Source organism: Cupriavidus sp. H18C2 (genome assembly GCF_049393795.1).
Classification (GTDB): Bacteria; Pseudomonadota; Gammaproteobacteria; order Burkholderiales; family Burkholderiaceae; genus Cupriavidus; species Cupriavidus pauculus_C.
The window spans coordinates 644,956-660,483 of sequence record NZ_CP186010.1 but is presented as its reverse complement, the minus strand read 5'-3'; the positions used below and the strand labels follow the sequence as shown (position 1 = coordinate 660,483).

Annotated in this window: 16 protein-coding genes; 10 read left to right on the top strand and 6 right to left on the bottom strand. The window is 69.5% G+C overall.

The annotated features are described in order from the left end of the window. Positions 1–23: 23 nt before the first annotated feature. From EPAKOI_RS03075 to EPAKOI_RS03055, 5 genes are all read right to left on the bottom strand, one after another. Complete coding sequence (locus tag EPAKOI_RS03075; protein WP_423192931.1) at positions 24–2,213, bottom strand: methyl-accepting chemotaxis protein; 2,190 nt, start codon at positions 2,211–2,213, stop codon at positions 24–26. Between the two features lie 49 nt (positions 2,214–2,262). After that, the gene (locus tag EPAKOI_RS03070; RefSeq protein WP_124682235.1) at positions 2,263–2,805 is read right to left on the bottom strand and encodes a chemotaxis protein CheW; all 543 of its coding nucleotides are present in this window, start codon (positions 2,803–2,805) and stop codon (positions 2,263–2,265) included. Positions 2,806–2,926: 121 nt separating this feature from the next. After that, entirely contained in the window at positions 2,927–3,295 is a 369-nt protein-coding gene (locus tag EPAKOI_RS03065) for a response regulator (protein ID WP_124682236.1), read from the bottom strand. Positions 3,296–3,326: 31 nt separating this feature from the next. After that, on the bottom strand, positions 3,327–3,821 hold the full coding sequence (locus tag EPAKOI_RS03060) for a response regulator (RefSeq protein ID WP_124682237.1): 495 nt from the start codon (positions 3,819–3,821) through the stop codon (positions 3,327–3,329). 363 nt (positions 3,822–4,184) lie between these two features. Further along, complete coding sequence (locus EPAKOI_RS03055) at positions 4,185–4,355, bottom strand: rubredoxin (RefSeq protein ID WP_011298773.1); 171 nt, start codon at positions 4,353–4,355, stop codon at positions 4,185–4,187. A 256-nt stretch (positions 4,356–4,611) separates the two neighbouring features. Between EPAKOI_RS03055 and hemL the strand changes: the two genes are divergently transcribed. From hemL to EPAKOI_RS03035, 4 genes are all read left to right on the top strand, one after another. Next, positions 4,612–5,904: a glutamate-1-semialdehyde 2,1-aminomutase gene (gene hemL, locus EPAKOI_RS03050; protein WP_423192930.1), complete on the top strand. Its 1,293-nt coding sequence runs from the start codon at positions 4,612–4,614 to the stop codon at positions 5,902–5,904. Between the two features lie 157 nt (positions 5,905–6,061). Then, positions 6,062–6,664, top strand: coding sequence for a LemA family protein (locus tag EPAKOI_RS03045; RefSeq protein ID WP_124682239.1), 603 nt, complete (start codon positions 6,062–6,064; stop codon positions 6,662–6,664). Positions 6,665–6,690: 26 nt separating this feature from the next. Further along, positions 6,691–7,515 carry a TPM domain-containing protein gene (locus EPAKOI_RS03040; RefSeq protein WP_423192929.1) on the top strand — a complete coding sequence of 275 codons (825 nt, stop codon included), beginning with the start codon at positions 6,691–6,693 and terminating at the stop codon, positions 7,513–7,515. A gap of 11 nt (positions 7,516–7,526) precedes the next feature. Beyond that, on the top strand, positions 7,527–8,063 hold the full coding sequence (locus EPAKOI_RS03035) for a TPM domain-containing protein (RefSeq protein ID WP_423192928.1): 537 nt from the start codon (positions 7,527–7,529) through the stop codon (positions 8,061–8,063). Positions 8,064–8,085: 22 nt separating this feature from the next. On the opposite strand, the gene EPAKOI_RS03030 is transcribed toward EPAKOI_RS03035, so the two are convergent. Continuing rightward, complete coding sequence (locus EPAKOI_RS03030; protein WP_423192927.1) at positions 8,086–9,375, bottom strand: MFS transporter; 1,290 nt, start codon at positions 9,373–9,375, stop codon at positions 8,086–8,088. A gap of 91 nt (positions 9,376–9,466) precedes the next feature. On the opposite strand from EPAKOI_RS03030, the gene EPAKOI_RS03025 reads away from it, so the two are divergent. The 6 genes from EPAKOI_RS03025 to EPAKOI_RS03000 all read left to right on the top strand — a co-directional run bounded on the left by EPAKOI_RS03025 (position 9,467) and on the right by EPAKOI_RS03000 (position 15,501). Continuing rightward, a complete protein-coding gene (locus EPAKOI_RS03025; RefSeq protein ID WP_124682242.1) occupies positions 9,467–10,396 on the top strand; it encodes a LysR substrate-binding domain-containing protein in 930 nt (309 codons plus the stop codon). Between the two features lie 1,073 nt (positions 10,397–11,469). Then, entirely contained in the window at positions 11,470–11,649 is a 180-nt protein-coding gene (locus EPAKOI_RS03020; protein WP_172965998.1) for a Flp family type IVb pilin, read from the top strand. A gap of 137 nt (positions 11,650–11,786) precedes the next feature. Then, complete coding sequence (locus EPAKOI_RS03015; RefSeq protein WP_423192926.1) at positions 11,787–12,395, top strand: A24 family peptidase; 609 nt, start codon at positions 11,787–11,789, stop codon at positions 12,393–12,395. Positions 12,396–12,537: 142 nt separating this feature from the next. Continuing rightward, on the top strand, positions 12,538–12,741 hold the full coding sequence (locus tag EPAKOI_RS03010; protein WP_423192925.1) for a hypothetical protein: 204 nt from the start codon (positions 12,538–12,540) through the stop codon (positions 12,739–12,741). A 14-nt stretch (positions 12,742–12,755) separates the two neighbouring features. Continuing rightward, positions 12,756–13,607: a Flp pilus assembly protein CpaB gene (cpaB, locus tag EPAKOI_RS03005; RefSeq protein WP_124682245.1), complete on the top strand. Its 852-nt coding sequence runs from the start codon at positions 12,756–12,758 to the stop codon at positions 13,605–13,607. 82 nt (positions 13,608–13,689) lie between these two features. Then, positions 13,690–15,501 (top strand): type II and III secretion system protein family protein, encoded by a 1,812-nt coding sequence (locus EPAKOI_RS03000; protein ID WP_423192924.1) that lies wholly within the window; start codon positions 13,690–13,692, stop codon positions 15,499–15,501. The last annotated feature ends 27 nt before the right edge of the window (positions 15,502–15,528 follow it).

The following is a 15,528-nucleotide window of genomic DNA, read 5'->3' as shown; positions in this document are numbered from 1 at the left end:
AGCCGTCAACGTCGGGCCGGGCGTCAGGCGATCTTGAATCGCGACACCGAGTTACGCAGTTCCTCGGTCAGCGCGGTCAGCTGGCGCACCGACGTGGCCGTCTGGCGCGTACCGGCCGTGGTCTGCGCGGTGACCTGCAGGATGCCTTCGATGTGGTGCGCCACGTTGGTGGCCAGCCCCGCCTCGTGCGACGTCGTCTGCGCGATCTGCTCGATCAGTTCGGCAAGCTGGCGCGACACGCGGCCGATCTCGACCAGTGCCGTACCGGCGTTGTCCGACAGCCGCGCGCCTTCCACCACGCCCGCCGTGCTCTGCTCCATGGCGTGCACGGCGTCCTGGGTATCGGTCTGGATCGTGCGGATCAGCGCGCCGATCTGCTTGGTGGCCTCGCCCGAGCGTTCGGCCAGGCGCTGCACTTCTTCCGCCACCACCGAGAAGCCCCGGCCCGCCTCGCCAGCCGACGCGGCCTGGATGGCGGCGTTCAGTGCCAGCACGTTGGTCTGCTCGGTAATGTCCGAGATCAGCTCGACGATTTCGCCAATCTCCTGCGACGACTCGCCCAGCCGCTTGATCCGCTTGGACGTTTCCTGGATCTGGTCGCGGATGTCGTTCATGCCCGCGATGGCGTTCTGCACGGCCTGCTGGCCCTGCTCGGCCGCCGCCAGCGACGCGCGCGCCACGTTGGCCGACTCCGCCGCACCGCGCGACACCTGGGTGATGCGGTCTGCCATCTCCACCACCGACTCACCGGTCTGGCGGATCTGGCGCGACTGCTCCTCGGTGGTCGACGCCAGTTGCACCGACGTGTCCTGCACCTGCGACGACGCCTGCTGCACCTGCCCGGCGGTCTGCTGCACGCGGCCCACCAGTTCCTTCAGTTCTTCCACGGTGTAGTTCACCGAGTCGGCGATGGCGCCGGTGATGTCCTCGGTCACGGTGGCCTGGCGCGTCAGGTCGCCATCGGCGATGTCCTGCAGCTCGTTCATCAACTGCAGAATGGCCTTCTGGGTGGCGTCGTTGTTGCGCTTTTCCTCCAGCCGGCGCGCCTCGGCCTCGCGCTCGCGCGCCTCGGCTTCCAGCGCCCGCACGCGGGAATCGCGCAGGTACAGCGCCGCCAGCCCGGCCAGGCACAGCAGCGTGGCGATGGCCGACACGACCATGGCGCCGAACGTCCACGGGCGGTAGCGCGCGCCGTCGGCGTACATGCCCTGTAGCTGCTCCAGCTCGCCGCGCAGCGCCTCGTTGTCGTTGAAGATCTGCTGCTGGGCGCGCTTGGCGGCGATCAGGCCGGGCAGGTTCTGCAGGATCGTCTGCGTGGTCTTCTGCACCGCCTCGAAGCGCTGCGACAGCTGCTGCAGGTAGCTGCGCGTCTCGGCGTCGGACGCCGGCGCCAGGCGCAGCGCCTCGGAACCGTTGGTCAGGCCGTCCAGCGTCTCGCGGAAGGTGTTGGTGTCCTTGCCCAGCAGGAACGCGGTCTCGGGGTTCACGCCCTCGCCGGACAGGAACTCGTTCAGGTTCTTGCCCAGCCGCTGCGTCAGCATCACCAGCTGCGCGGACGCCGCCACCTCGCGGGTGTTCGATCCCGCCTGCAGCTTGATCGCCGCCACCTGTTCGGCCGCTTCGAGCAGTTCCGGGTTCGACGCGTTGAAGATCTGCAGCGTCTGGCCGATGGTGGTCAGAATGGGCTGCTGGGCCAGCACGTCGGCCGCGCTCTTCTCCGACCGCTTCCACGACGCGAACGCCTTTTCCAGCAGCGGCTGCGCGGCGCCCGTGGTGGCGCGCACGTGCATCTCGTCGCTGCCGTTCTGCAGCGCCAGCATGTCGGCGGTGAGCTGTTCCTTGGACTGCCGGAGCTGCGTGAACGCCTGCGCGTTGCCCAGCAGCGCCACCGGCACCGCCTTGCCCAGGCGCTGCGAGTGCATCAGCATGCTGCCGGCGATCTCGATCTGCGCCGCGCCGTTGTTGGCCTGCCGGTTATCCAGGTAGACCGAGACCAGCAGCGCCAGCAGCGACACCACCACGCCGCCGGTCAGCGCCCGCTGCTGCGCCGCGAACGGCATGCGCGCGAGCCAGCCCGTCATGCGTTCCGCCGGCGCCCGGGCGGGACCGTTGCCCGCGCCGCGTCCGAAGAGCGACGCGCGCGGCGCGGCCGCATCGGCCGTGGCGCCGGCCGTGGCGGGGCGACGGCCCAGGCTGATCTTCTTGATACCCATAGCAACCCTCTGTTCGTTTCGTTGTTCTGTATGGTTGGCGTGGCGCCGCTCAGGCGCCGCCGCGGCCGGCCTGCAGGAATGCCGGGGCGTCCAGCAACTGGCGGATGTCCAGCACCTGCCAGTCGCGCCCCTCCCGGTCCGCAAAGCCGGCGCCGCGCCAGCCCTCGGGCTCGGCGCCGCCGGCCGGCGTCAGGTCCACCGCGTGGCGCAGACCCACCACGCGCGTGGCGATGATCCCGCACGCCCGTTCCACCTGGCGCGACAGCACCACGATCTTGCTGCCCGGCTGCACCGGCGTCGGGCCGTCGCCGCAGAACATGCCGAAGTCGATCACGCCGATCAGGTTGCCGCGCGCGTTGACCAGGCCGCGGTACCACGGCTGCGTCAGCGGCACGGCGGCGGGCGGGCGCATCTCCAGCACCTCGCCCGTTTCCATCAGCGGCAGCAGCCAGCCGCGCTGGCCCACCAGCACCCCCAGGTAACTGTCGACGGCGGGCAGGTTGCGCGCCTCGCGCAGGCGACGGGCCAGCATGGCCTGGTAGTCATGCAGGCGGGTCTGGCGGGCTCGGATGTCTTGGCGCGGCGCGTTCATGTTCGGATACCAGTGAAACGTGAAACCTGTGATGTCAGCCTCTGCGGGCCGTGCGCGGGCGCCGCCGGCGTGTTGCCGCCCGCGGCGTCCACGGCGCGCCCCGTGGCGCGGCGCCCGGCGCTCAATGCGCCAGCGCGGCGATCTTCGACAGCAGTTCCTCGCCGTCCACCGGCTTGACGATGTAGTCCGAGGCGCCCTGGCGGATGCCCCAGATGCGGTCCGTCTCCAGGCCCTTGCTGGTGCACATGATCACGGGGATGTCCTTGAAGCGGTCGTCGCGCTTGATGGCGCGGGTGGCCTGGTAGCCGTTCTGGCCCGGCATCACCACGTCCATCAGGATCAGGTCGAAGGCTTCGGCGTCGAGCCGGGCCATGGCCTGCTCGCTGTTGCCGGCCACGGAGACCTTGAAGCCCTTCTTGCCGAGCAGGTCGGACATGAACAGGGCTTCGGTGGGCGAATCGTCGACGATTAGGATTTTGCTGATGGTCATTGTGTGGTTCCTGGATACTTCGGCGGCCCGGTCAGGCCGCCACGGCCGCGCCGGCCTCGTGCGCGCAGCCGGCCATGCAGGCGTGCACCGCCTGCAGCAGCGCTTCGCGCGAGAACGGCTTGGCCAGATGGTCATGGGCGCCGACGAGCTTGCCGCGCGACCGGTCGAACACGCCGTCGCGGGACGACAGCATGATCACGGGGATGGCGTGGAAGCGCGGGCTTTTCTTGATCAGGGAACAGGTCTGGTAGCCGTCGAGCCGCGGCATGAGGATGTCGCAGAAGATCACGTCGGGATGGAGGTCGCCCACCTTGGCAAGCGCCTCGAAGCCGTCCTCGGCCAGCATGACCTGGAATCCGGCCTGCGCGAGGAAGATCTCCGCCGTGCGGCGGATGGTGCTGGAGTCGTCGATCACGAGCACCTTCACCGCGGCCGTGGCCGCCGTGGATGCCCCGCTGGCACCGGCGTGGCCGCCGGCGTTGACCCCATCGACAGACGTGTCTTGTTCTGTTTGAGTGACCCGCATCTTGTTCCCGCGACCCACGTCCTGCGTGACACAACAGGCGTCGGCATTCACTTGAGAACTTCCGCACGGCGCCGCGCATGGCGGACCGGCGGCCCCCGATTTCCTATTCCCAGTCAAAAAAATCCCGGCTACCCAAGCCGGCGGCGGCGCGCTTCTGTTTGCACGCCTGCCGTTCTACTGCCTACTGCCAGTGCCGCGGCACCCCGTCTTCGGCGCGCCTGCCTTGGGCGGCGCGGCCGGACGGATGTTCAGTTTTGCCGCAGAGTGTGACAACTCGTGGGGGGGCCGTCAATCCGCAGACCCCGGCGCCACCGGCCGGTCTGTCGCTTTGGCGCGACGGGCGGCCGTTTTCCGAGGATGGACTCAGATCGCCACCATCTCGAAATCTTCCTTGCGTGCCCCGCATTCCGGGCAGGTCCAGTTGATGGGCACGTCCTCCCATTTGGTACCCGGGGCGATGCCGTCTTCCGGCGCGCCGGTGGCCTCGTCGTAGATCCAGCCACAAATCAGGCACATCCAAGTCTTGTATTCCATATGCAGGCTCTTGCCAGTCTCCATTAAAATCCAGCGCATGATGGTACCCAATCGGCGCCGATGACGCCACCCATGGGCCGGCACGAACGGCCCAATATCGCCGCGTTCGTGCAATTTGGCGTGCAGATGCCGTCCGAACGGCACGCTTTCGGTCGCGATTGCCCGGTTTTCCGGCAACCGTGGCCGCCCGGGCCCCGCCAGCGCCCCCGCACCGGACGCCTGTCTCCTCCCCGACCCTCTTTTTGGCCAGATTCCCATGTCCCGTAACCAGCAGCTCTTCGACCGCGCCCAGCAGACCATTCCCGGCGGCGTCAACTCGCCCGTGCGCGCCTTCCGTTCCGTCGGCGGCACGCCGCGCTTCATCACCCGGGCCGAGGGCGCGTACATGTGGGACGCCGACGGCCAGCAGTACATCGACTACATCGGCTCCTGGGGCCCGATGATCGTCGGCCACGCCCACCCGGACGTGGTACGCGCCGTGCAGGAAACCGCCGCGCACAGCTTTTCGTTCGGCGCCCCGACCGAGGCCGAGATCGTGATGGCCGAGGAAATCTGCAAGCTCGTGCCGTCGATCGAGCAGGTGCGGCTGGTGTCGTCGGGTACCGAGGCCACCATGAGCGCGCTGCGGCTGGCGCGCGGCTTCACGGGCCGGGACCTGATCATCAAGTTCGAGGGCTGCTACCACGGCCACGCCGACAGCCTGCTGGTCAAGGCCGGCTCGGGCCTGCTCACCTTTGCCGATACCACGCAGAACGCGCCGTCGTCGGCCGGCGTGCCCGCCGACGTCACGCGCCACACGATGGTGCTGGAGTACAACAACGTCGCCCAGCTCGAAGAAGCGTTCGCGCGCCACAAGGGCGAGATCGCGGCGGTCATCGTCGAGGTCGTGGCCGGCAACATGAACCTGGTGCGCGCCAGCCAGGCGTTCCTGCAGACCATGCGCAACCTGTGCAGCGAGCACGGCAGCGTGCTGATCTTTGACGAAGTGATGACCGGCTTCCGCGTGGCGCTGGGCGGCGCGCAGGCGCACTACGGCATCCGCCCGGACATGACCTGCCTGGGCAAGGTGATTGGCGGCGGCATGCCGGCGGCGGCGTTCGGCGGCCGGCGCGACATCATGGCCAAGCTGGCGCCGCTGGGCGGCGTCTACCAGGCTGGCACGCTGTCCGGCAACCCGCTGGCCGTGGCCGCCGGCCTGGCCACGCTGAAGCTGATCCAGGCGCCGGGCTTCTACGACCGGCTGGCCGCCCAGACCCGCAAGCTGGCCGACGGCCTGACCGCCGCCGCCCGCGCGGCCGGCGTGCCGTTCTGCGCCGACGCCATCGGCGGCATGTTCGGCCTGTACTTCACCCACGACGTGCCGGCCAGCTTTGCCGAGGTCACCCAGGCCGACGTCGGCCGCTTCAACCGCTTCTTCCACGCCATGCTGGCCGAAGGCGTCTACCTGGCCCCGTCGGCATTCGAGGCCGGCTTTGTCTCGGCCTGCCACGACGACGCGATCATCGACCAGACGATCCGGGCAGCCGAGACGGCATTCCGCGCCGGGTGACGGTTGCGCCCTCCCCGCGCGTTCCTAATATGCGCGAGGGAGGGCCCGCCGCGCCGGCCGCCCCCGGGCCGGTCAACCCGCCCGCACTTTGCCCGGCAGGCGGACGACGCTGCGCTACACTCCAGCCTTGTGATGCCGGAGACCGAGGAGCCCCTTGATGCGCACCATTCCTACCCCCGCCCTGTTCCGCTGGTTCGTGCTCGCCCTGCTGGCCAGCCTGCTTTCCGCCTGCGGCTACAACGACTTCCAGAAAAAGGACGAGGCCGTCAAGGCGGCCTGGGGCGAGGTGGTCAACCAGTACCAGCGCCGCGCGGACCTGATTCCGAACCTGGTGGCGACGGTCAAGGGCTACGCCAGCCACGAGCGCGAGACGCTGGAGGCGGTGACCAAGGCCCGGGCGCAGGCCACCAGCATCCAGGTCACGCCCGAGACGCTCAACGATCCGGAGGCGTTCGCGCGCTTCCAGCAGGCGCAGGGCCAGTTGACCAGCGCGCTGTCGCGGCTGCTGGCGGTGGCCGAAAACTATCCGAACCTCAAGGCCGACGCGGCGTTCCGTGACCTCCAGTCGCAACTGGAAGGCACCGAGAACCGCATCACGGTGGCCCGCCAGCGCTACATCGCGGCGGTGCAGGACTACAACGTGCTGGCGCGCAGCTTTCCGACCAACCTGACCGCGATGGTGTTCAAGTACCCGGTCAAGCCGTCGTTCACGGTGGAGAACGAGAAGGCGATCTCCACGCCGCCGGCCGTGAAGTTCTGATCGACCGGCCGCACGGGGACGCCACCATGCGCAGGCTCGCCACGCTCTGGTTCCTGGCCATCGCCCTGGCGCTGCCGGCGTGGGCGGCCGATGGCTTCGTGGCCGTGCCGCCGCTCAACGCGCGCGTGACCGACCTGACCGGCACGCTGAGCGCCGACCAGCGCAACGCGCTGGAAAACGTGCTGGCCGACTACGAGCAGCAGCGCGGCAGCCAGATCTTCGTGCTGATGGTGCCCACCACGGAGCCCGAGACCATCGACGCCTACAGCATCCGAGTGGCCGACGCCTGGCGCGCCGGCCGCAAGGGCGTGGACGACGGCGTGATCGTGCTGATCGCCAAGGACAACCCGCCAGGGCTGCGCAAGATGCGGCTGGAGGTGGGGCGCGGGGTGCAGGGGTCGCTGACCGACGCCATGTCGGCCCGCATCCTGCGCGACGTCATGGCGCCGCACTTTCGCCAGAACGACTTCTACGGCGGGCTGGCGGCCGGCATCTCGGCCATCCAGGCAACCATCGACAAGGAAGGACTGGCCGCGCCCGACCGGCGGCGCCAGGGCAATGTGGCGATGGACGACTGGCTGCCCGTGCTGTTGCCGCTGGCGATCATCGTGTTCTTCTTCCTGTCGGCAATGATGCGGCGCGGCGGACGGCCGCATGTCGTGACCACGCGGCGCGGCTGGCCCACGGGGACGGCGGGCGGGCTCGGCGGCATGACCGGCTACGAGATCGGGCGACGCTGGGGCGGCGGTGGCGGCTTTGGCGGCGGCGGTTTCGGGGGCGGTGGCGGTGGCGGATTCGGCGGCGGCGGCGGGGGTGGCTTCGACGGCGGCGGCGCCTCGGGCAACTGGTAAGGGGGACAGCAATGCACAAACCGAAGCCTGCCCGACCGGCCCTGAACCATGCGATCCAGCGCGCGCTGCGCCACCTGGGCACCGGCCCCAGCCTGGCGCGCCGGGCGTTTCCCGACGCCGCGCGCCACCAGATCCAGGTGGCCGTGCACAAGGGCGAGCAGCATCACCGGGGCGAGGTGCGCGTGGTTATCGAAGCCAGCCTGCCGCTGGGCTTGGCGTGGCGCGGCGTGACCCCGCGCGAGCGCGCCCGCGCGCTGTTCGGCGCGCTGGAGGTCTGGAACACCGAGGACCATTCCGGCGTACTGCTCTATATCAACCTGGCCGACCACGCCGTGGAGCTGCTGGCCGACCGGGGCATCGACGCCTGCGTCAGCCCGCAAGCATGGCAGGCGCTGTGCGAGCAACTGACCCACGGGCTGAAGAAGGACCTGTCGGTCAAACCCGTGCTCGACGCCATCGCGCAGATCCACGGCCTGCTGACCGAGCACTTTCCGGCCGAAGCGGGCCGCAATCCGAACGAACTCGACGACCGGCCGATCATCCTGTGACGCGGCGTGGCCGCGCACCCGCTCAGCGCCCCGCCGGCTCCGGCTCCCGCTTCTCCATCAGGTACCAGACCGCAGCCAGCACCTGCACCACGACCAGCGCGCCCCAGACCCACAGATGGGCCGCCACGGGGTAGTGGCCGTCCACGGCCGGGAAGAAGTCGAGCACGAAGCCGATGCCGATCTGGAACAGGAACGTGGCCAGGAACACGGTCAGCGTCATGGCCGTGGTGGCGCGGCCAATCAGCGCGTCCGGGAACCGGCGGGCCAGCAGCGCGTAGGTCAGGATGCCGCTGGAGCCGAACACGCCGTAGGCCGCCCACAGCACGCCCAGCGGCACGAACGGCAGGTGGGCCATCAGCAGGAGCTGGACGACGATGAACGCCATCATGCCGAACCCGGCGAAGGCGTAGAGGCTGATGCCGCGCCGCTCCAAATGGCGGGCGGCCCAGCCGGCGCCCACGCAGCCGGCCATCATCGCGATACCGATCACCGACACGAGCCGCGCGCCTTCGCCGGCGGACAGGCCCTGCACGTCGCGCATGAAGGCGCTGACCCACAGCGTCTGCACGGCCAGGAAGATGCCCTGGTTCAGCAGCGTCAGCGGCACCACGCGCCAGAAGCGCTCGCTGCTCAGGATCAGCCGCGTGCCGCGCAACTGCTCGGCAAAGCTTTCCTTGCCGGCGCGCCGCGCGTCGGGCACGCCAAACCAGAGCAGCACGGCCATGCCGAACGAGATGGCGGCCAGCCCGGCGCTGACCGTGCGCCAGTCCGTCCACGACAGCAGCCACGACAGCGGCGCCCCCACCACCACCGCGCCCAGCCCGCCGATGGCCATCACCAGCCCGTTCAGCAGCGGCATGCGCGACAGCGGAAACCACATCGACAGGGCCTGGATGGCGGCGCCCAGGCAGACCGAGACGCCCACGCCGATCATCGCGCGCCCGGCGGCCAGCCCGATCATGCCCGGCGCCCACGCAAAGATCAGCGATCCGGCCACGGCCAGCATCAGCAGCGCCGCCTCGGTCCGGCGCGGGCCAAAGCGGTCCAGCAGGATGCCGGCCGGCAGTTGCGCGCAGGCAAACCCCAGGAAGTAGAAGCTCGTGAGCAGGCCCAGGTCGCCGGCGGTCAGGCCCAGTTCGCGCGTCAGGTACGGCGCAAAGCCCAGGTTGACGCCACGGAAGATGTACGAGACCAGGAAGCCGAGCGAGAAAAACGCCAGCACGCGCCAGCGGGCGGGCGAGGCATGGGGCGAAGCGGGGCGCAGCGCATCGGCGGCGGGGGCCCGCCCGGTATCGGCAGTGGAAGAGTTCATGCCTGCCATTGTGATCACCACCATGGTGCAAGGCCAGTGAAAGATACCCGCGTCAATTGTGAGTAGAATTTGACGACTTTCCGCCCCCGCCATGGTCACCAACCGCCCCCCTCACCTGCCCCCGCTCCAGGCCCTGCGCGCCCTCGAAGCCGCCGCGCGGCACCGCAGCTTCTCGCGCGCCGCCGAGGAACTGGCGCTCACGCACAGCGCCATCAGCCACCATATCCGCGGGCTGGAAGACAACCTCGGCACCAAGCTGTTCCGGCGCACGGGGCTGACCATGACGCCGACCAGCGCCGGCGCCCGGCTGGCCGAACAGGTGCGTGGCGCACTGGACCAGCTCGAAGCAGCGCTGCGCGAGGCCAGCGACGTGGCCGGCGACGTGGCCAGCCCGCCCGTCGTCCGGCTCCAGGTCAGCGTCATGGCCGACCTGGCCAATGCATGGCTGATCCAGCGGCTGCCGAGCCTGCACGCGCAGGCGCCGGAACTGGACCTGCACCTGCGGCTGCATGCCGAAATCTCGCCGCCCGACCCCTATTCGGTCGACGTCGGCATCTGGCACCAGCGCGTGGACCTGCCCGGCTTTGAATGCCACAACCTCATCGAGGACCACGTGATCGCCGTGGCCAGCCCGGCATTGCTGGCGCGCTACCCCGGTTTCACGGTGGCGGACCTGCCCCGGCTGCCGATGCTCCGCTTTGCGCTGCGGCCCTGGCGCGACTGGCTGCTGCTGGCCGGCCTGCCGCCGGTGGAGCCCGAGCGCGGGCCGATCTTCCAGGACGCCGGGCTGATGCTGCAGTCGGCCGTGGCCGGGCTGGGCGTGGCCACGGCGCGCGCGCAACTGGCGCACGACTATCTGGCCAGCGGCCAGCTTGTGCAGATCGGCACGACGCGCATTCCGTCGAGCCTGCACTACTGGGTCACGTGGCGCGAAGGCAACCCGCGCGAGAAAGCCATCGTGCGCTTTCATGCCTGGCTGCGCGAGCAGGTGGAAGAATCTGCATGGCCGTCTCCCGGCTGAAACACTTCTCGTTTCGACGCTCCGTTGTGTGGCCCAACGTACGCTTCATACACGTAACAACATCGATAACATTCCGCCAGAGGTTTCAGAAACGAAACACTTTGGCCGCAGGCCGTCCACGCGGCCATGACGACCCCAGCCTCGTACTTCAGGACGAGGGCCAGGTGCCCCAGACGATCCTTTCCGCGCTGGCGTCGGCCGAACGGATGAGCCACGGATCGTACAGAGTGCGCGCCGGCACCCCTCGCCCGCGAGCCGGCGCGTTTTGCGCCACATAGCCGTTCGGCGTAGCCCCACCACCCCTGCGCGCTGTCTACACCGCCTACCTTCGATTACATGGCGTATCAGGCGCTTCATGATTGATACGTTTTTGGTCGCCAAGCCAGTCTTCGCGCTTTCCCGCAGCGTGCGCCGCTTACAAGACTTCCGTGTGCGTTTGAAGCGTCGCTGTCCGCACCTTCCGTTGTAATTCCTTAATGTTCGCGAAATTTGTGAAGTATCCGGCCTGCACAGTTTTCGAAACATCCGGTTACAACGTCTCGCAAACGACGCAGCGGCCAACACCCACTCCTTTGTAAATCAACGACTTGCGTCCAGTGGCACGCTCGTCGCTCCATGTCTCGCAACCACGGCAGGTTCGCAGGCTTCGCAACAGACGATGCCAGGACCACAGACCAACACAGTGGGACGGGGGGCCGAAAGGTCCGAAACAGGGAGCGAACAGGGCCGGCACGCTGCAGTGCCGCCCGGGTGGGCAAGGCCGATCAACAGGCCGGACCGCCGCAGGTTTTGCAGCAATTCAGGCGCGAGACGATCCCTGGAGAGCAGTAAGGATCGGCTCGCGGCGCCCTCCCCCAGGATGCCGGTGCCGCGTCAGGCGGCCAGGCAACAGGGTGACCGGGCCGCGCCGGATGTTTCCGGCGCGGCCCGGACTGAGCCAGGTGGAATCGTACGGACGCCACGTCAGTGATGGCCTTGCGGTTTGGCCTCGGCCGGCAGTATCGGCCGAAACCTTGTGCCCGATCTCCAGCGGGCGCTTTTTTCCACAAACCATGACGTCAAAGGAGAAGGACATGACCTCCATGTTCGAAGGTTTCAAGCGTTTTGTTCGTGAAGAAGACGGCGCAGCGGGCGTGGAGTATGCCCTTCTGCTGGCCTTCGTGGCGCTGGTGATGGTCACGTACGGCACGACCGTCAAGACCGCCGTCGGCACCATCTGGAACTCGATCGCGACGGCCCTTTCCGCCGCCTGATCGACATGCTGCAAGCGGACCGGCGACGTTGCGCCAGCGGCGCCGGTTCGATTGCAGCGCAACACCACTCGAATTCGGACGGCTGCGCCGGGCCACGCGCCCCGCGCAACCGGCGCCCACCGCCACCGGACACTGCCATGACCACCACGATTACCGCGCTCGCCAACCTGAGCCTGGCCGCCATGGTCACAGTGGCCGCCATCGGCGACGCCCGCACGCGCCGCATCCCGAACTGGCTGGTTGCCAGCGGGATGGTCCTGGCCCTGGCGGCGCAGATCGCCACGCTGGGCCCGCGCGACGGCAGCCTGCAATGGCTGGCCGGGCTGGCCACCGGCATGGGCATCTTTCTGGCCGTGTACCTGCTGGGCGGCATGGGTGCGGGCGACGTGAAGCTGATGGGTGCGGTGGGTGCGTTCATGGGGCCGCTGGGCGGCGCGCACGTGGCCGTGGTCAGCTTTCTGGTGGGTGGCGTGCTGGCCCTGGCGGCGATGGCGCTCCATCGCGAGTCGCGCCGCACGCTTGCCAGCCTGTCGGGCCTGCTGCTGGCGCTGCCGTTCGGGCGGCTGGCCGCGGCGGCGGCACGGCGCGGCCCGGCAGCGGATGACGCCACCGCGCAACAGGACAAGGCCGAAGGCGCCGAGCACGCCGCGCCGGCATCGCAGACATCAACGGGCAAGGCGGCCAGGTTGCCGTATGCCGTCGCCATCGCGGCCGGCACCTTGCTCGTGAAATGGGAAGTGCTCTGACGGCGGCGGCGTCACCTTCGCCACGCCGGTCAGACGGGGTCCGCGCAGCCACGTGCTGCGCCTGAGAAAGCAGGCAGTTCGAAGCAAACGGCCGAAACCGCCCGCAGGGGCTGGCGAACGGTCAGGAACGGGGGAGACGGCCATGCACGCAAGCAGCCGCACACACGCGCAACCGGGCACACGGCCCAGCGCCGCGCCACATCGCCACAGCAGCACGCCCGCGCACGGCGTGCACCACGCAACCCGTACCCGCCGGCGCACCGGTGGCGACGTCCGGCACGCCGGCGGCGCCGCGCGCCCCGTGGCCTGCCCCATCGTGCGGGCGCGCCGGCCGTACCTCTTCTGATCGCGGAGACCGAGATGAAAAACCTGCGCATCCTCTTCATGTTGCTGGTGGCAACGATTGCGGGCCTGACGGCCGTGGTGCTGGCGTCGCGCTGGCTCATGCAGCAAGGCACCAGCGGCATCACCAAGGTGGCCGTGGCCAGTGCCGACATCGACCTGGGCCAGCAGCTCACGCCCGACGCCATCAAGCTCGTGGACTGGCCGTCCGCCAGCCTGCCGCCGGGCGTGGCCAGCGACGTCCAGTCGCTCGATGGCCGCGTCACCAAGGCCAGCCTGGCGCGCGGCGAGCCGATCCTGGACTCCAAGCTGACGCCGGTGGGCACCAAGGGCGGTCTGTCGGCGGTGATTGCCAGCGGCAAGCGCGCGATCACGGTGCGCGTGAACGACGTGGTGGGCGTGGCCGGCTTTGCGCTGCCGGGCAGCTTCGTCGACATCATCGTCAACACGCAGCGCGACAAGGACGGCAAGCCCGGCACCGCCGCGGCGGACCGCAACGACCAGTCGATCTCGAAGATCGTGCTGGAGAAGATTCTGGTGCTGGCCGTGGCGCAGGAGGTGAACCGCGACGAGACCAAGCCCAAGGTGGTGAACGCCGTGACGCTGGAGGTCTCGCCCGAGGAAGCCGAGAAGATCGACCTGGCACGCAGCGTGGGCACGCTCTCGCTGGTGCTGCGCAACCAGGTGGACCCGCGCCCGGTGGACACCGCCGGCGCCACCAAGGATTCGCTGCTCAAGGTACCCGTGATCGCCGCCGCCGCGCCGGTGGTCAAGACCGTGCAGGTGGTGAGGCAAGTGGCCCAGCGCCAGGCGCCCGCCGACTGCATCGGCGTCATCAGCGGCAACCAGCAACGGCAAGAGTGCTTCTGACACATCGGTGCCCGCCAGCCGGCAAGAAGCAGGCCGCAAGGTAACTGCTCCAGCAGGCGGGCCAACCATCCGGGGGAACATCATGGAACGTCATCAACAGCCACGCGGCGCCGCGCGCCGCACCAGCAGCCTTGCCACGCAGCTCCGGGCACCGGCCCTCACGCTCGCGGTCATGGCCGCGCTCTGGAGCAGCCACGCCAACAGCCAGGCCGGCGTGGAAGCGGCCATCGCCACGTCGGGCGCCGCCACCCAGGCCCGCCCGCTGCAACTGGCCGGTCCGGTCCAGCCCGGCGGCGCAGCGGGTGCCGCCGCGCAGCGCGACGCGCAGATCCAGACCCAGACCGTGCGCGGGCCCAACTGCACCGGCACCGTGCGCGAACGCCGCGAGGTGGCCGTGCCGGTGGGCAAGTCGACGATGATCGACATGCCCGAGCCCGTGCGCAGCCGCACGCTGGGCAACCCGAACGTGGCCCAGGCGATGCTGGTGTCGCCGCAGACGCTCTATGTGCTGGGCCAGGAAGTGGGCTCGACCAACATGATCGTGCAGGGCCGCAGCGGCTCCTGCAGCGTGATCGACCTGACGGTCGGCGCCGATCCGGGCGGACTGCAGTCGGCGCTGCGCGAGCTGGTGCCGGAGGCGCGCCGCGTGCGCGTGTCGTCGGCGGCCGACAGCCTCGTGCTGACCGGCAGCGTGGCCGACGCCGTGCAGGCGCAGAAGATCCTCGACATCGCCAACGCGTTCGTGATCCGCCAGACGCGCGGCCCGGCGCAGGCCGCCAATGGCCAGGCCACCCAGGCCCCGCAGCAGCAGCAGACCAGCATGACGCAGCTCACCAACCCGGCCACGGCCGGCATGCCGGTGCGCAGCCCGCGCATCATCAACATGATGGTGGTGGAGGCGCCGCAGCAGGTGATGCTGGAGGTCAAGGTGGCCGAGGTGTCCAAGACGCTGATCGACCAGATGGGCTCCGCCGTGAACCTGCAGGGCGCGTTCGGCAGCTGGAGCTTCGGCCTGCTGGCCAACTTCCTGTCGTCGGGCGCCAGCGACCTGCTCAGCTTCAGCAAGGCCGACAACCTGCCGCTGAAGTTCGCGCTCGACGCCCAGCGCGGCGACGGCCTGGTCAAGATCCTGGCCGAGCCGAACCTGATGGCCATCAGCGGCCAGGAGGCCAGCTTCCTGGCCGGCGGCAAGGTGTTCATCCCGGTGCCGCAGAGCTTTGGCGGCAACACCACGACGATCATCCTGCAGGAGGAAACGTTCGGCGTCGGCCTGCGCTTCACGCCGACGGTGATGGAGAACGGCCGCATCAACCTCAAGGTGGCGCCCGAGGTGTCCGAGCTGTCGCCCACCGGGGTGGCGCTGACCGCGCCGAACGTGTCCGGCGCGACGATCCTGCCGCTGATCAACACGCGCCGCGCGTCCACCACGCTGCAGGTCTACGACGGCCAGAGCTTCGCCATCGGCGGCTTGATCAAGAACAACATCACGGGCAGCCTCAAGGCGCTGCCGGGCGTGGGCGAACTGCCGGTGGTGGGCGCGCTGATGCGCAGCACCAACTTCCAGCAGGACCGCACCGAGCTGCTGTTCGTGGTGACGCCGCGCCTGGTCAAGCCGCTGCCGGCCACCTATCCGCTGCCCACCGACAGCTTCGGCACGGTCAATCGCGGCGAGGTCTACGCCACCGGCAACATGGAAGGCCGCCCGCAGCCGCCGGCGCCGATGCCCGGCGTACAGCCGGCCGCGATGCCGAATGCCGCGCCCGCCACGGCCCCGGCCGCCCCGGCCGCGCCGATGCCCGTGCCCGGCAGCGCCCCGGCGCCCGTGACCGCCATCCCGGTACCGGCCGCGACCGCGCTGGCCGCCGCGGATGCCCCGGCCCCGGCCCAACAGTAAGCCCCGTCGCCCGGATCAAGGAGCCCA

Excerpts from the sequence above, each read along its gene's own strand:
- EPAKOI_RS03075 (WP_423192931.1), bottom strand. The coding sequence starts at position 2,213 with ATGGGTATCAAGAAGATCAGCCTGGGCCGTCGCCCCGCCACGGCCGGC.
- EPAKOI_RS03070 (WP_124682235.1), bottom strand. The coding sequence starts at position 2,805 with ATGAACGCGCCGCGCCAAGACATCCGAGCCCGCCAGACCCGCCTGCAT.
- EPAKOI_RS03065 (WP_124682236.1), bottom strand. The coding sequence starts at position 3,295 with ATGACCATCAGCAAAATCCTAATCGTCGACGATTCGCCCACCGAAGCC.
- EPAKOI_RS03060 (WP_124682237.1), bottom strand. The coding sequence starts at position 3,821 with ATGCGGGTCACTCAAACAGAACAAGACACGTCTGTCGATGGGGTCAAC.
- EPAKOI_RS03055 (WP_011298773.1), bottom strand. The coding sequence starts at position 4,355 with ATGGAATACAAGACTTGGATGTGCCTGATTTGTGGCTGGATCTACGAC.
- hemL (WP_423192930.1), top strand. The coding sequence starts at position 4,612 with ATGTCCCGTAACCAGCAGCTCTTCGACCGCGCCCAGCAGACCATTCCC.
- EPAKOI_RS03045 (WP_124682239.1), top strand. The coding sequence starts at position 6,062 with ATGCGCACCATTCCTACCCCCGCCCTGTTCCGCTGGTTCGTGCTCGCC.
- EPAKOI_RS03040 (WP_423192929.1), top strand. The coding sequence starts at position 6,691 with ATGCGCAGGCTCGCCACGCTCTGGTTCCTGGCCATCGCCCTGGCGCTG.
- EPAKOI_RS03035 (WP_423192928.1), top strand. The coding sequence starts at position 7,527 with ATGCACAAACCGAAGCCTGCCCGACCGGCCCTGAACCATGCGATCCAG.
- EPAKOI_RS03030 (WP_423192927.1), bottom strand. The coding sequence starts at position 9,375 with ATGAACTCTTCCACTGCCGATACCGGGCGGGCCCCCGCCGCCGATGCG.
- EPAKOI_RS03025 (WP_124682242.1), top strand. The coding sequence starts at position 9,467 with ATGGTCACCAACCGCCCCCCTCACCTGCCCCCGCTCCAGGCCCTGCGC.
- EPAKOI_RS03020 (WP_172965998.1), top strand. The coding sequence starts at position 11,470 with ATGACCTCCATGTTCGAAGGTTTCAAGCGTTTTGTTCGTGAAGAAGAC.
- EPAKOI_RS03015 (WP_423192926.1), top strand. The coding sequence starts at position 11,787 with ATGACCACCACGATTACCGCGCTCGCCAACCTGAGCCTGGCCGCCATG.
- EPAKOI_RS03010 (WP_423192925.1), top strand. The coding sequence starts at position 12,538 with ATGCACGCAAGCAGCCGCACACACGCGCAACCGGGCACACGGCCCAGC.
- cpaB (WP_124682245.1), top strand. The coding sequence starts at position 12,756 with ATGAAAAACCTGCGCATCCTCTTCATGTTGCTGGTGGCAACGATTGCG.
- EPAKOI_RS03000 (WP_423192924.1), top strand. The coding sequence starts at position 13,690 with ATGGAACGTCATCAACAGCCACGCGGCGCCGCGCGCCGCACCAGCAGC.